The organism is Candidatus Flexicrinis affinis, assembly GCA_016716525.1.
Taxonomy (GTDB): domain Bacteria; phylum Chloroflexota; class Anaerolineae; order Aggregatilineales; family Phototrophicaceae; genus Flexicrinis; species Flexicrinis affinis.
This window is the reverse complement of the sequence record JADJWE010000006.1, coordinates 315,432-330,859: the sequence shown is the minus strand read 5'-3', so window position 1 is coordinate 330,859 and position 15,428 is coordinate 315,432. Positions and strand designations below refer to the sequence as shown.

Annotated in this window: 10 protein-coding genes; 3 read left to right on the top strand and 7 right to left on the bottom strand. The window is 65.4% G+C overall.

Translation table 11 applies throughout. The features are described 5' to 3' along the window. Positions 1-5: 5 nt before the first annotated feature. Positions 6-5,252 (bottom strand): glycosyltransferase family 39 protein, encoded by a 5,247-nt coding sequence (locus tag IPM16_16705; GenBank protein MBK9124743.1) that lies wholly within the window; start codon positions 5,250-5,252, stop codon positions 6-8. A 65-nt stretch (positions 5,253-5,317) separates the two neighbouring features. Then, the gene (locus IPM16_16700; GenBank protein ID MBK9124742.1) at positions 5,318-7,213 is read right to left on the bottom strand and encodes an ABC-F family ATP-binding cassette domain-containing protein; all 1,896 of its coding nucleotides are present in this window, start codon (positions 7,211-7,213) and stop codon (positions 5,318-5,320) included. A 345-nt stretch (positions 7,214-7,558) separates the two neighbouring features. Between IPM16_16700 and prfA the strand changes: the two genes are divergently transcribed. The 3 genes from prfA to IPM16_16685 all read left to right on the top strand — a co-directional run bounded on the left by prfA (position 7,559) and on the right by IPM16_16685 (position 10,550). Next, positions 7,559-8,656: a peptide chain release factor 1 gene (gene prfA, locus IPM16_16695; GenBank protein MBK9124741.1), complete on the top strand. Its 1,098-nt coding sequence runs from the start codon at positions 7,559-7,561 to the stop codon at positions 8,654-8,656. A gap of 112 nt (positions 8,657-8,768) precedes the next feature. Further along, positions 8,769-9,704: a GTPase Era gene (gene era / locus IPM16_16690; GenBank protein MBK9124740.1), complete on the top strand. Its 936-nt coding sequence runs from the start codon at positions 8,769-8,771 to the stop codon at positions 9,702-9,704. A gap of 336 nt (positions 9,705-10,040) precedes the next feature. After that, entirely contained in the window at positions 10,041-10,550 is a 510-nt protein-coding gene (locus tag IPM16_16685) for a DinB family protein (GenBank protein ID MBK9124739.1), read from the top strand. A 34-nt stretch (positions 10,551-10,584) separates the two neighbouring features. On the opposite strand, the gene IPM16_16680 is transcribed toward IPM16_16685, so the two are convergent. From IPM16_16680 to IPM16_16660, 5 genes are all read right to left on the bottom strand, one after another. Continuing rightward, the gene (locus IPM16_16680) at positions 10,585-11,304 is read right to left on the bottom strand and encodes a DUF429 domain-containing protein (protein ID MBK9124738.1); all 720 of its coding nucleotides are present in this window, start codon (positions 11,302-11,304) and stop codon (positions 10,585-10,587) included. Next, entirely contained in the window at positions 11,301-13,124 is a 1,824-nt protein-coding gene (locus IPM16_16675; GenBank protein MBK9124737.1) for a S9 family peptidase, read from the bottom strand. Before IPM16_16675 ends, IPM16_16680 begins: the two co-directional genes overlap by 4 nt. A gap of 243 nt (positions 13,125-13,367) precedes the next feature. Further along, positions 13,368-14,123: an alpha/beta hydrolase gene (locus IPM16_16670; protein ID MBK9124736.1), complete on the bottom strand. Its 756-nt coding sequence runs from the start codon at positions 14,121-14,123 to the stop codon at positions 13,368-13,370. Between the two features lie 102 nt (positions 14,124-14,225). Continuing rightward, positions 14,226-14,594 carry a hypothetical protein gene (locus tag IPM16_16665; protein MBK9124735.1) on the bottom strand — a complete coding sequence of 123 codons (369 nt, stop codon included), beginning with the start codon at positions 14,592-14,594 and terminating at the stop codon, positions 14,226-14,228. After that, on the bottom strand, positions 14,584-15,426 hold the full coding sequence (locus tag IPM16_16660; protein ID MBK9124734.1) for a class I SAM-dependent methyltransferase: 843 nt from the start codon (positions 15,424-15,426) through the stop codon (positions 14,584-14,586). The genes IPM16_16665 and IPM16_16660 overlap by 11 nt, the downstream gene beginning before the upstream one ends. Positions 15,427-15,428 lie beyond the last annotated feature (2 nt).

The following is a 15,428-nucleotide window of genomic DNA, read 5'->3' as shown; positions in this document are numbered from 1 at the left end:
CGCCGTCATCGCATCGTCACGCTGACGCGCGGCCCGTTCTCTTCTAATACACGGTAGACGAGCGTTTCCCCCTCTACCGTCAGCGCCGGTTCGAGCCAGCCATCGCTCACCATCGCGTCGAACTTCGCCAGTCCGCCGCTTTGGGAATAGACCGCGCGCTCCAGCCCAGCCACGACGACGTACTCGACGTCGAAGTGGCGCAGAATCCGCCACGCAGCGAGCGCATCTGGCGTCGTGTAGACGTAGTTGATGTTGGCGACGCGCTGCCAGACCAGCTCACCTAACTGCGGCAGGGTGCGCTGCTGACGCTGGTGGAAGTTCCAGCCCAGCACCGACGGCAGGCCGGTGTGGATGGCGATACGCCCGCCCCAGTAATACTCCTCCTGCGGGCTGCGGCCCTCAATGATGACCGGCGACCCGACAACGTTGTCCTGCAGCCACGTGATCGCGGCATAGTCGAGCGACATGTCGACCAGTTCCGGCACGCTGCCTTCGAAGTAGTCGGTCTTGGCGGCCATGAACTGCGCGCCGTCCAGCGTCACGCCGACCTCGGGCGCAAGCCGGTAGTTCGACTTGCCCCATGTGGCGAGGAACGGGAACAGCGACGCGGCGATCAGCAGCAGGCTGCCGACCGTCGCCCACGGCAGGAAGATCGCCCGCCGCCAGTTGACCGCCGATTGGATCAGCCATGCCGCCCCCGCGCCCGCGGCGACGCTGAACAGCAGCCATACCTGAATGTAGAACTTGAACACGGTGTTCTGCCGGCCAATGTCGCCATCGAGCACGATCACCTCGACCGCCAGCGTGAGCGCCAGCGCCAGCGCCGAGATCACCAGCACGAATTGAAGCGCGATGCTTTGCCCGGGACGGAAGAACAGCAGGGCGATCCATGCCAGCAGCGGCACGACCACCAGCGCCACCTGATAGTTCGCCAGCGCGACCACGACCGAGCCGAGCAGCAGGCCGAGCGCGATCAGACCGCCGGCCAGCAGCATCAGCGCCCGTCCGCGGAGTGCGCGGACCTTGGTCGCGCCCATCCAGCGCGCCGTCTCCCACACCAGCAGCGAGACGATCACAAACAGGAACAGGCCGTGGATGTCGAAGTAAGCCCACAGCGGCGTTTGCGTGCCGTCCCACAAGCGGATGCTGTTGTAGGTGCTAGCGTACCACTGCGAGAACGGACGCGCGGCCAGCCATCCAGCGACGAGGAAGCCGCCGTTGGTCAGGAACAGGTCGAGCAGCGACCAGCGCGAGATCCGCCGCCAGCGCAGCCACCATGCGTAGCCCAGTCCCAACACGCCCAACGCGGTGAACGTCGGCCAATCCCACGTATTGACGGCGCGGAACAGCCCGACCGTCGCCCCGCCGAGCGCGATCAACAGCCAGCGCCAGATCATGCGGCGCGGCTCGCGGCCCGCGACCAGCACCTCGTTAAGCACGAAGCCGACGGCGAACAGCATCATCGGCATGGCGATCATGTGCGCGTGCAGGTCGCCGTATACGAACGTGAAAAACGGCATCTCGGTGATCGCGCCGCCGCCGACCGACTCGGCGATCACGCGCGACGGCGCCCAGAACCAGCGGTCGGAGCCGATCGGCACCTGCTCGCCCTGGAACGCACGGCCGATGCCCTCGAAGACGGCGCGCCACTGCTGATACGCGATCTCAAGCTCGTACCGGATGTTGTCGGTCACCGAGGCATTCTGCGCGCGCTCCAAAACCGAGATGTACGCGTCGCCTTCCGGCTCGGTGCCGGTTTGATCGCGATATTCGCGGCTCATGAACTCGAGCATCGAATACTGATCGTTGTAGCCGCCAAGGCGCGCCAGTCCCTTGAGCGCCACCCGCGGTGTGTCGAGATTGCCCAGCACGACCGCCAGCAGCAGGGCGGCAACGCCGGCGACGTACGGATTGCCAAGCCGCCGCCGCGCGTTGGGCTTACCGCGCACCCCCGGCGACGTCGGTTGAACCCGCCAGCGGTCGACCAACGTGAAGGCGAGGCTGAACGCGGCGACACCGGTCATGGCGAACAGCATCGGCAGGATCAGGTTGTAGGCGATCGACGGGATGATGCCGGTCATCAACGTCGGAACGCCGACCAGCACATAACCGACGTAGTAGTAGTTGATGTAGCCGCCGGCGAACCACGGGTCGATGGGTGGGAAGACGGTGCTGCGCAGCACGCCGTTGAAGTACGCGACATCCATCGGCTTTTCGCCGCCGAAGCCGGTTGTCCACAGGTCGGGATTGCTCAGGCGGACGACCAGCATCGCGACGAACAGCGAGAGGAACGCGACCTCAGTGATCGCCAGCAGGCGCCAGTTCTCGCGCACAAATGTGCCGAACGCGGCGCGGTTGCGCCATACGACGAGCGCGCTGAAGGCACCCACGGCAAGCGTAATCACCCACAAGGCGGGGCCGTTCCACGCCGGCACCTGCGTGCTCGACAGCACCCACGCGATCAAGCCGATCAGGATCATCGCCGCGGTGCGCGCCAAGCCGTAGCCGCGGTCGCTGAGCGCGGGCATCATGCGGAACAGCGCCGGCCAGATCGCCAGCCCCATCAACCAGACGACGACGTACCAGAACGCGACCGTTACGACCGGCTGCGTGTTCACGACGCTCTCGCGGTCGAAGCGTTCCGACCATGTGCCGCCTTCGGTCTGCACGTCCCACCGGTCGGGCGTGAGCACAAGTTGAGTCGGCGCCTGATGGGCGGTCTGCACGTCCCACACGACCGGCCCGATCAGCGTCGGGTCGCCCTGAGAGCCCCCGACCGCCGGCGGTCGCTGCAGCGGCACGCTGTTGAGGATCGCCGCGGTCTGCTGCGGGTCGTAATTCTCACCGCGCCTGAAGATGAACACGGCCGGGTGATCGTAGACGTGGAAGGCTTCCTCGGCCTCGAACTCGTTGAGCCATGCCGGGCTATCATACGTCGGCAGATGCTGGTCGCTGATGCGAATCGGCCCGAGTTCGAACGTCTCGTGGAAGACCTCGACCAGTTCGTAGCCCAGCTCGCCGCTGAACAGCGCATCGTAGTAGCGGTTCGTCAGCGGCCACCGCAGCGCGATGCGGCTTTGCGAGTCGTAGCGCCGGTTGGTGCCGATAATCACGTATTCGGTGTTGTCCAGCACGCGCAGCATGTGCTCGCGCTTGCGGTCGTCGTCCTCGGATACCAGGTCGAGCTCGTAGCCATTGAGCAGCGTGGCCCACGTATTGCGCTTGTTGCAGTCGTCCGGGCTGAGGATGCCGGGGGCGGGGTCGTCGGCCAGCGTCATGCCCAGCGGCAGGGTGCACACCTGCGGCGGCACGACCTCGTCCCACGCGCCTTCCCACGCCATCAGCGCGCCGGACGACACGACTGGCCCGCCGGCCACCGCCTGCACGTTGAACGCATAGCGCTCACCGGCCGTGACTTGCAGCGGCGGGCTGATCGGAATATTGTACGGGTCGCCGACGCCGTTGGGGTCGTACGGGAAGTCGCTGGTGAGCACCGTCTCGACCAACGGCGCGTCGCTGGTGGTCGGCGTGATCCAGATGCGCAGGGCGGACGGCCCCATGTCCGGATCGCGCGAGCCGAGGTGCGGCGCGAAGATACGGCTGATAGTGCCGGACTGCGCCGAGACGAACTCGACGCGGTGGCTGAACGACGTCGCAATGTGCGTCGCGTTGCTGATCGGCTCGTTCTTGGTGCCGTCGGTGTTGAACAGCGCAATGTTGATCCACGGGCTGTCGTCCGGCGCGCCGTCGAGCTTCATGGCAAAGTCGCCGGGGAGATTCTCCCATACCCAATGGCCGGCTTGCGTAAACGTGGCCTGACTGCGGTAGATGTTGGTGAACGCGAGCGCCCAGAACAGCGTGAACGCCGGCACGATCGCCAGCGCCGCATAGGCGAACACGCGCCGCACGGTGCGGCCTGCCGGGCGCCAGCGCCGCTGATTGGCCCACAACGCCGCGCCGATCAACCCGTAAGCCGCCAGCGCCGCCAACGTGGCGTACAGCGGCATGAAATAGCGCATCGTGGTGACGAAGTTGCCACCGATGAAGCCGAAATAGACGATCACCCACACCAACAGCGGCAGGGCGACCAGCGCCTTGGGCTTGCCGCGCACGATGCGCACCGTACACCACACCGTCGCGATCCATCCCGCGGCGCCGAGCGCAATGCCCATGCCCCATAGGACCATGTTGGACAGCGGGTAGAGGTACGGCGTGCGGCCGACCCACTGCCACTGCGGCGGCGACCCGTTGGCCGGGCTGGTCTCAAAGCGCGCCTGACTGAGGTCGTCGAGCCAGCGGCTGTTGGGCATCAGGCCGAAGAAGCCCGGGCCGACAAATGCGTACGGGTTCAAGATGCGGAACACCAGCAGCGTGAGGAACCCGGCCAGCACCAGCCCGCCGAACTCGTGGATGAAGATGCGGCGGCGTTCGCTGCCCGTGATGTGCACGTCCAGTGCAGGCAGCATGCGCAGCGCGGTGACGGCCAGAATCGAGGCGACCAGCGGCAGCACGTTGAAGCGGCTTGCCAGCGCCGCGCCGAACGCGACGCCGAACAGCCCGTATTCCCACCAGCGGCCCGTGGCCTGCACGCGCAATGCGGCAAACAATGCCAGCGCCACCCACATTGCCGTCATCGTCTCGGCGGTGGCGAAGTGCGAGGTCTGGATCGGCAGCACGGCGGCGGCGTACAACCACGCGGAAAGCACACCGGTCCAGCGCCCGCGCAGTTGATAGCCGATGCCGAACGCCAACAGGATCGTCACCGTGTCGTAGATCGATGACAGGAAGCGCCACACCAGCGGGAAGCCGTCGTAGCTGAAATACACGTCGTCGCCGGTGACGTCGACCAGCGTGTTTGCGACGAAATTGGCCACAAACGGCGGGAACGTGCCGTACACGTACAGCCCGGCGCCGATGTTGTGCGGGTTGTAATTCGAGCAGCGCGCGTCGAAGAACGGGCCGATTCCGTTGTTGTCCGGGTACTGCTCACGGCAGTACGCATTCTGCTCGGACTCGTTGCCGTCGGTGAAGGTCAGGAACGTGCGGCCCATCTGCCCGCCGACGTAGCCGGTGAAGAAGCGCTCGTCGGGGTGGAACTGCACGTAGTCGTCCCAATTGCGGCCGACCGAGCGCAGCATATAGCCGGTTGCAACGGCGGCCAGCACCAGCACGAGGGCGATGACGTTCTGTGCGGTGGCCCAGCGGCCCACGCGGCCCATGAGCGATCCGGCGCGTTTTTGATCGGTCGGCATCGAGGCAGTCCTAGACGAATTCATCGGCTGTTATACACGGCTCCCGGCGATCTTCCTCACTCGCGTCAATCGACCAGCGTTTCCCACTCGATCATGGCCTCGTGCAGGTCGGCCTCGGCCCGCGTATAGGCCGCGCCCAGATCGGCCACACGATCGGCGTCGCCGGCGGTGCTGGCCTGTTCGATCTCGTCGTGCAGCGTGTCGATGCGGTCTTCGAGGTCGGCGATGCGCGCCTCGACCGCTTCGATGCGCCGCTGAAGCTGGAACGGGTTGAGGCCGTGCTTGCGGGCGGTGGTCTGCGCTGCGGCTCTGGCTTTTTCGACCGGCCGCGCGGCCTGCGCGAGTTCGGCGGCACGGGCGGCTTGCGCCTCGCGCCAATCGCGGAATTCCTTATAACTGCCTTCGAACACGGTCATCTCGCCGCGGCGCACGGCCCAGATTTGGGTCGCCAGCGCATCGACCAGATAGCGGTCGTGGGTAACGAGGATGATCGTCCCGGCGAAATCGGCCAGTACCGTTTGCAGCACTTCCTGGCTGTCGACGTCGAGGTGGTTGGTCGGCTCGTCCAGCAGCAGCAGGTTGGCGCCGGTGAGCGCCAGCTTGGCGAACGCCAGCCGGCCGCGTTCGCCGCCGCTGAGCGTCTCGACGGTGCGGAACACGTCGTCGCCTGTGAAGAGGTAGCGGGCGAGGTAGTCGCGCGCCTCGCTGAGCTGCATTGGCTTGATCTGGTAGATCTCGTCGATCAGCGTCTTGCGCGGGTCGAGGCCCTCGTGCGCCTGCGCGAAATAACCGAGCTGCACGCTCGCGCCCAAGCGCGTCGAACCGGCCAGTGGCGCAATCTGCTCGGTGATCGTCTTGAGGAAGGTCGATTTGCCCGCGCCGTTGGGGCCGATCAGGCCGACCGTTTCGCCGCGGTACAGCGTGATGTCCGGTACTTCGAAGAGCACGCCGGTATCGTCATAGCCGACTGCCAGTCCCTCAGTCATCAACACCTTGTCGCCGCTGCGCAGCGCCGCTTGCAGGCGCAGGGTCATTTCGCGCCGCTTGCCGCGCGGGCGCTCGAGGATGCGGCCGTTGCGCATCATGGTGTCGAGGCGGCGCTGGCGGCCTTTCGCCTGCCGCGTGTTCTGGCCGGCGATGTTGCGCTTAATGTAATCGAGTTCCTTGGCGAGGAATTCCTGCTGGGCCTCGTATTCCTTGAGCCGGCGCTCGTGCCGGCCCTGCCGCTGCATGATGTAGTGCGAGTAGTTGCCGCGGTAGGTCTCGATGACGCCGAACTCCATCTCCCACACCGTCGACGCGAAGGCATCCATGAAGTAGCGGTCGTGGCTGACGGCCAGCACCGCGCCGGGAAAGTCCTTCAGGAAGCCTTCGAGCCATTCGATCGCCTCGATGTCGAGATGATTGGTCGGCTCGTCGAGGATCAGCAGGTCGGGTTCTTCCAGCAGCAAACGGGCGAGCAGGGCGCGCGTCATCTGGCCGCCGGAGAGCTGGTTCAGCCGCAGCTTGTCCTGTTCCGGCCGGAATCCCAGCCCTTGCAGCACCAGGCGGATGCGCTGTTCGTAAGTGTAGCCGCCGGCGTGCTCGAACTGGTCTTGCAGCGCGCCGTAGCGATCCATCGCTTTCGGATCGTTTTCCAGCCTGCCGGCGAGCTCGTTGAGTTCGGCTTCCATCTCACGCAGGTGTTGGAAGGCCGCGAGCTGTTCCTCGTACAGTGTGTGCTCGCCGAGCAGCTCGGGGCGCTGCGGCAGAAAGCCGACCCGCGCGCCGCGCGCGATGTGCACCGTGCCTTCGCTCGGGATGTCGAGGCCGACGAGGATGTTAAGCAGGGTCGTCTTGCCCGCGCCGTTGGGGCCGACCAGTGCGACGCGGCCCTTCTGCGGGATTTCGACGCTGACGTCCCAGAAGATATCGTCTGGCCCGTAGGCTTTAGAGAGGTTGTGCGTGGTCAGAATGGACATGACGAGTCGAGTAACCGTTGACGTGCCGCGCGCCATTATACAACGGGGATCGCAACCGCTGAGTCCAGGTTCGTGGCGGGCGACGGGTTGCAGAGCGCGGGGAGCCGTTTGAACCACAGAGGACACTGAGATCACAGAGGGGGAAGTGAGTAGGTTCGATCTGCGCTGTGGGTCGAGGATCGCCGAGGTGACGCTCGGCAAGGTATCTCGGTGAGCAATACAACTCTGTGTCCTCTGTGATCTCTGTGGTTCATTTTTCCTCCCCACCACCGCGATATTCCAACGCGGCGGGGCTGCGACTATAATGGAAGGGTTATCCAACGATCACAGAGCATCCCCACACCTATGTTTGACAAACTGGCGGGCATCGAACGCCGTTACGACGAACTTGAGCGCCTGATGGCCGACCCCGCCGTAACCAGCAATTACGACAAGGTCATCGAATACTCCAAGGAGCGCTCCAACATCGAAGAGGTGGTCGAGGCCTTCCGCGACTACAAGGCCAAGCAGAACGCCCTCGAGCAGGCCGAGCAGATCCTCTACGAGGAGAACGACCCCGACCTGCGCGAGATGGCCAAGGCCGAAGTCGCCGAACTGGGCGAGATCGTGCCGCAGCTTGAGGAAAAGCTGAAGGTCATGCTGCTGCCCAAAGACCCGCGCGACGACAAGAACGTCATCATCGAAATCCGCGCCGGCACCGGCGGCGAGGAAGCCGCGCTGTTCGCCGCCGACCTGTTCCGCATGTACACGCGCTATGCCGAAGTCCGCAAGTGGAAGGTCGACGTGAGCGCCGAGAACGAGACCGGCAACGGCGGCTACAAGCGCATCTCGTTCGAGGTCAAGGGCAAGGGCGCGTTCAGCCGGCTGAAGTGGGAGAGCGGCGTCCACCGCGTGCAGCGTGTACCGGCCACCGAGGCAAGCGGGCGCATCCACACCAGCACGGCGACCGTGGCGGTGTTGGCGGAGCTGGACGAAATCGACGTCGAGCTGGACATGAACCAGGTGCGCGTCGACGTCTTCCGCAGTCAGGGCGCGGGCGGCCAATCGGTCAACACGACCGACTCGGCGGTGCGCATGACGCACCTCCCGACCGGCATTGTGGTCGAGTGTCAGGACGAACGCAGCCAGCTTCAAAACCGCCTCCGTGCCAAGACGATCCTGCTCAACCGGCTGTACGAGATCGAGCAGGAGCGCCAGATGGCCGAGCGCGAGGCCGAACGGCGCGGGCAAGTCGGTACCGGCGAACGCAGCGAGAAGATCCGCACCTACAACTGGCCGCAGAGCCGCGTGACCGATCACCGCATCGGCATGAGCCTATACAACCTGCAAGCCGTGATCGATGGCGACATCGACCCGTTCATCGACGAGCTGGCGACGCGCGATCAGGCCGCCAAGCTGTCCGGCGGCACGCTCGAACTCGTCAGCAGTGACGACGAAGACTAGAAAAACGATTGAACCACAGCGGGCACAGCGGGCACAGAGAGCGCAGAGATAAAAGAGGATGTCCTCTCTGTGTCCTCGATGTTCTCTGTGGTTCAACTTTGGAGGCACTACGATGAGCGATTCGCTTGATTCTACCCCCGAACACACCCAACCCGACGACTACCGCAGCGGGGTCGTCGCTGTGGTCGGCCGGCCCAACGTCGGCAAGTCGACGCTGATCAACGCGATCCTCGGCCAGAAGATCGCTGCCGTGTCGCCCAAGCCGCAGACCACGCGCAAGACCCAGTTCGGCATCTACACCACCGACACCGTGCAAATCCTGTTCATCGACACGCCGGGGATCCACCTGCCCCGTCACAAGCTGGGCGAGTACATGGTGCAGGTCGCCACGCAGGCGCTGCGAGACGCCGACGTGATCCTGTGGGTGATCGACACGACCGAGGCCCCCGGTAAGGGCGAGCAGGCCATTGCCGAGACGATCGCGTCGGTGCAGACGCCGGTCGTGCTGGCGCTCAACAAGGTCGATGCGCTCGCGCCGGACGCCGATCTGGCCGCGCATCTGGCGCTGACGCCGCATGTCGAGGCGCACCGCATCAGCGCGCTGACCGGCGAGGGCGTGCCGGCGCTGGTCGAGGCGCTGGCGGTGCGCATGCCGGAAGGCCCGCAGTATTACCCCGAGGATCAGGTGACCGAGGTCAACCTGCGCGCCATCGCGTCCGAGGTCGTGCGCGAGAAAGTGATGTCGAACACTGAAGAGGAAATCCCGCATGCGACGGCGGTGGAGATCACCGAGTACCGCGAGCGCGAGGACGGCACGCACTACATCAGCGCGACGATATATGTCGAGCGCCAGTCGCAGAAGGGCATCATCATCGGCCAGAAGGGCCAGATGATCAAGAAGATCGGCACCGAGGCGCGGCAGGACCTGGTCGCGATTGTCGACGGGCCGGTGTACCTCGACCTGCACGTGAGCGTGTTGAAGAACTGGCGCAGCGATCCACGCGCCATGCAGCGCTTCGGCTACCGCGTCCAGAAGGACAAGGAGTAGTCAGCGGTCAGCAGTCAGTTGTCAGGGGAGAGCCGCATCAGGGACGCGGCGGAAGTTCCGGCCCCTTTCCCTCGCGGACGCCATGTATAGCGTCCCTACCACGCCGCGACGAAATGAGGTGGACGCTCCCAGCCGGGGTCTTCGCCTTCCCCCTTCCCCTTTCGCCTGTCTCGCCCCAGCCCGCAGGGCTTCGATCTTATTAGCCGGGCGTTTCAACGCGCGGCGGGTTCGCATCACGCGTTCGCGGCCAGTATAGCGCGATGTATCAGAACACCCGTGCTATAATCGATGCACCCGATAGCCTCGACAATCAAGCGCAAAGGCAGGTGTGTGATCATGGACGCGAACCTGAAATCAAGCCTCTGGAACCAGTTCGGCGCGGCGATCGACACGCTCGACGACGCGCTCACGCTCTGCCCCGATTCCCTGTGGGAGACGGTGCTGTGGGACGACGAGGAAGACGCGCGCTACGGGCAGTTCTGGTTCATCGCCTACCACACGCTTTTCTGGACCGACCTGTTCCTCGGCGGATCGTACGCGGACTTCACGCCGCCGGCACCGTTCATCCGCGGCACGCTGCCCGATCAACCGTACGCGAAAGACGACGTGCACGCCTATCTCAAGGCGTGCCGCGCGAAGGTCAAGGCGATGTCCGAGGCGCTCACGGACGAACAGGCCGCGCGCGTCTGCACGTTCCCGTGGATGACTCCGAGCTATCTGGAATTGCAGTTCTACAGCCTGCGCCACGTGCAGGAGCACGCCGCCCAGTTGAACCTGATCCTCGGCCACCGCGGAATCACGGGGCAGGACTGGGTCGCCAAAGCCCGCGATAACGCGCAGATGTAATCGGGCTGCCGCCCGTCCCCTGTCAACTGACGTCTTACGCCTGCCAACGTCCCACCGGATACACGATTCGCATCGGCAAATCATGTTCGTCCAGCTCCGGCGGGTTGGGGATCGAGTCGAACCGGTCGAAGCGCGCCGCAACCATCAACACCAGTGCGTCGACCACGTCGTCATACGCGCAATGCTTGCGCAGTGTATAGGCATAGAACGCGTCGATCCGGCCCACGACATCCGGCAGAAAGCGCGCCAGCACGGCGAGCCGTTCCGCCCGCCCGGCCGATCGCTTCTTGTTGTGCGCCATCGGCGCGCCGGTCAGTGCCCAGAACACGACCTCTGGGTGCGATTCGATGATTACATCTTTCGCGGCCGGGTCGGATTGCAGGAGCGCGTCCAGCTCGCGCATCTTGGGGACGATGTGCCACGCCTGAATGCTGATGCCCTTGCCGCTGACGCGCCGGTTGATCGCATTGGCCTCAGCGTAGGTGCTGGCGTAGACCGCCGCGCGCGTCGGCACGTTGAAGATGCTGCTGCGGCGCACGCCGAGGACTTTGCGTCCGCCGCTGTCGGTGCCGCGCACGGTGCTAATCGGCAGGCCGATCGGCATGTCGGTCCAGATGTGCGCGGCGTCGCGGTTGGCGTCCCACAGCGCGCGCAGGGTGGGGTATACGATCAGGTCGAACGGGCCGCCGGGCACGGTGGATCGCGCGGCGACCCACCCGGCCCGGCAGCCGTCTACTCCGACAACGACGCTCATCCGAGGACGCGGTTGGCCCAACGCAGCATCAGCTCGGTCTGGCGGATGCTCTCCTCCATCGCCCGGCTGCCGTGCCCGGCGTCGAACCAGTCCACGGTGATCTCTTTGCCGAGGCTGTTGAGCTTCTCCTCGTATACGCGCATCTGGCGGGCCGGGCAGCGCGTATCGTTGCTGCCCTGAATCACCAGCACCGGTGCGCGGACCTGTTCGGCGTAGGTGATCGGGCTGCTCTTCGCGTGCTGCTCCGGCATCTCCTGCGGCGTGCCGCCGAACAGCGACCGCTGATAGCCGCGCAAAGTCTCGGCCTGATCCTCGTACATCAGCGTCCAGTCGGCGATCGCCACGACCGCCATGCCGCCTGCCCACAGCTCGGGCCGGCGACCGAGGCCTTGCAGGGTCAGGTATCCGCCGTAGCTCCCGCCGGTCAGCAGCACCGAGTCGGGCTGGGCGATTCCGTTGTCGACGAGCCACTTGTAAGCCGCGGCCATGTCGTCCACTTCGAGGTCGCCGAGGTTGCCCCAGATCGCCTGCTCGAACTGGCGTCCGAACGACACCGATCCGCGGTAGTTGACGCTGCAGAACGCAAAGCCATGATCCAGCCACGCCTGCATGAACGCGCTGTAGCTGTCGGTCTTGACGGCGGTCGGCCCGCCGTGCGTCTCGAGTATCGTCGGCCACGGGCCGTCGCCTTCGGGCGTGGCGACCCACGCTTGAATCGTCGCGCCGTGTGACGACGGGAAGGTTACCGAGCGCATCGGGCGTGACGGCGGCGCGTCGCCGGCCTTGAGGATCACGCCTTTGAGCGCGCCGGTACGCGGGTCGAGGGCGATCACCTGCGTCGCGTTCTGGGCGTCGGTTTTGCTGGTGTAGAACGTGTCGTCGTCGAAGTAGTAGCCGGCGTAGTACGACCCGCTCGGGTGGTTCAGCTTGGTCAGCGTCGAGCGCTCGAGGTCGTATTCGTACAGTTGATAGTGCGCGCCGACCATCTGATTGAGCATGAAGCGCTTGCCGTCCGGCGACCACGCCACCGGCGACACGTCGCCTTCGAGGTCGTTCAGCGGGAAGTCCTCGCGCGAGCCGGTCGCCGCGTCCCAGATCACGGGGCGGTCGAAGCCGGTGACGTTGGTGGTCGCCAGCACACGCGTATCGCCCTGCACCGGCGAGAAGCCGAGCGGTTGAATCGAGGCGTCGACGTCTTGCAGCACGTGGACGATCTCGCCGGGCGTGTCGGTGCGGATCGAGTAGACGCTGTAGTTCATCTTTTCGCTGCGCTCGGCGGAGGTCACCAGCGCCCATTCCCCGTTCGCGCTCAGGGCCGGGCCGAAGGTCAGGCGGGCCGACTTGTACAGCGCGCTCGGCGCGCCGAGCGCACCGTCCGCTGCAGCCTCCATCACCCACAGCGTGAAGCCGTCCTTGCCGCCGGTGGAGAATCCGAGCTTGGCGCCGTTCAGGCTCTGGCTGATCGAGAACGAGGCGTACGGCGGCATGTCGGGCGTCAGGTCTTCCGGCTCGGTGTCGGTCGTGGCTTCGAACGGCACGCGCACGAAATGGCCCAGCTCGTTGCCCTTCTCGTCGCGCAGGTAGTAGATGTACTTGCCGTCCGGAGACAGCCCGCCGAATACCACACCCGCCGGCGCGTTGGTGATCTGGCGCAGGTCGCCGCTGTCGACGTGCCACGCGTAAAGCTGATACACGCCGTCGCGGTTGGAAATGGCCAAGCCGCGCGTCTTGTCGCTGTGCGCGACCTGTGAACCGGCGACAACCGGCGTGCGATACCGCTGACGCCACGGCGCGTCCGGCGCGAGATCGAGGGGTTTCATAGCGCGCACTCCATTTGAAAAAAGTTAAACGGTGGCACGCAGTGTAACGTGCCACCGTCCGAAGTGCAACGGTGAGTTGAAGACAACCGGTTGGGGCACTGCCCCAAGCCCCGCCAGAAGGCTTGCGCCCTCTGGACTCCCTACCCACGTAATGACCTTGCGCGCGAGGTCATTACGCAGAGACGGGGTCAAGGCGTGAAACCCCCTTGTGGAGATGCGGAGGCGAAGCCTCTGCCAGCTTCTCTACTCTGGTGTGCCGGATACTTGGGCCAGCACGGCGAGCGTGGCGGTGACGACCTGCGCCTGCTGCTCTTCGCGGCTGATGGTCGCTTCGAGATCGCCACCTTGCGGGCCGTAGTAGCCGAACTGCGCGTGGTTGCCGCCGTCGATGGCGACAAATGCCGTTCCGTCAGGCAGGTACGGCCTGCTGGCGTCGATGTCATCGACCGACGCGAGTCCGTCCAACGTGCCGTAAATCGACGCGACGACGAGGCCGCTGCCAGCGAGCGTATCGCTCGCCTGCGGGAATGACGCCCACAGCACGACGCCCTGTACCGCATCAGGGTTGGCATGTGCGAAGTTGGCGGCCATGGCGCCGCCCAGCGAGTGCCCGCCGATCACCCACGCGTCGATTTCCGGGTGCGCGGCGATGACAGCTTTGGCGGTGCTGGGCGCGAACACGGCGAGATTCAACGGCATGGCAGGTATGACGACCAGATAGCCCGCCTCGGCGAGGGCACGTGCGGCAGGAGCGTATGCTTCCGGCAGAACCCGCCCGCCGGGGTAGAAGACTAGGCCAGTGCCGGCAGGTTCGGCCGGGGTGAACGTCAGCCACGGCTCAGTCGACACTGAGACCGCTTCGGAGCTTTCAAGCGCCGCGAGCGCCTCCTCCATCACAGCGCCGGCGGGCGTTCCCGCCCACACGACGAACCCGGCGACTGCGATCGCCAGCACAATGACGAGAATTAACCCAACGCGGGTCAGAATACGGCGAGACATCCGAACTCCCCTTGCCTTCACGAAAACCGCGCGACATCGCTATCGCGCGTATTGATCGCCACGAAATTTAGCACAGCTAACTAAACGCGATCTAGGCCGGAGTTAGGGGTTCGATGAGTCCGGAAGCGTGTCGATTGACGCGTCGTCGTCGCCAAGCAGCGCCTTAGCGGTTTGCTCGATCATCCCGCGCAGCGACATGAAAGTCGCCTCGGCTTTGGCGTCTGAGATCACCCGCGGGCACAGCTCGGACTCGAGGTCGATCCAGAGGTCGTCGGCGCGGTCGTAGATGTCATACGGCACGTCAGGTTGGTGCATCACATAGGCAAGCACGCCGGCGGCTTCGCCCTTCAGGCCGCGGGCGACCATAAGCGCCGCCGCGTCGACCATGCGCGCGTAGACTTCGGCTACGGCGCCCATTGCCCGCGCCGCGTTGATTGTCACCAGCAGCGTGCGCACGGCGTCATCCGTCACGGTGGTCGCCTCCGGCGGCCGTGCGCGGTTTGCGCGCCCGCAGGCCGAGAAACAGCGGGATTTCCTTTTCGGCCGGATTGTCGGCTTCATCGTCCTCGGTCTTGTAGGACGGGATCTCGTTGAACGCGTCGATCATCAACCCGTAGGCCGCCAACCCGTTGATGTACGCGCCGATCGGCCGGTGGAAGCTGATCGACACGCCGGACTGGCCGGGATACGGTTTGAGCGGCACGCTGAGCGGTGTCAGGTAGCGGTCGATGCGCCGGTAAGTCAGCTTGCGGTTTTCGTCGTAGCCCCAACCGCTTTGGCGTGGGATGCGAAACGCCGGGTGCGTCATCACCACGACGAGCCGGCCACCGGGTTTGAGCGCCCATGCCGCCCCGCGCAGCGCCGCGTCAAGCGGGTTGATGTCCTGGATTGAAAGCAGGAATACGGCGGCATCGAACGTGGCCGCCCGAAGGTCTTTGCTCAGTTCAAGGCGGCATGCGTCCGCCTCGAAGAAGCGCCCGTGCTGCCCGTGCCGCTTGCGCGCCAACTCCAGCAGGGCCGGGCTAACGTCGATGCCGGTATAGCGCGCCCCGGCCTGCTTGACCAGCGGCGCGAGCACGCCCTGCCCGCATCCGATGTCAAGCAGCGATTCGCCGGGCTGGAGGTCGAGCAGGGTCATCGCCTGCGGCAGCGCCATGCGCTGATGGTGCTTGCTGCCCTGCTTGCCAACCCACCCGTCGTACCACTCGGCGAGGTTGTCCCAACCTTTGCGTTCGGGGCGGCGGCGCGGCCCGTCAGACCGGCGGGGGGACGGTTTGCGCGGCGGTCGAGACGGTCGCTGCATCA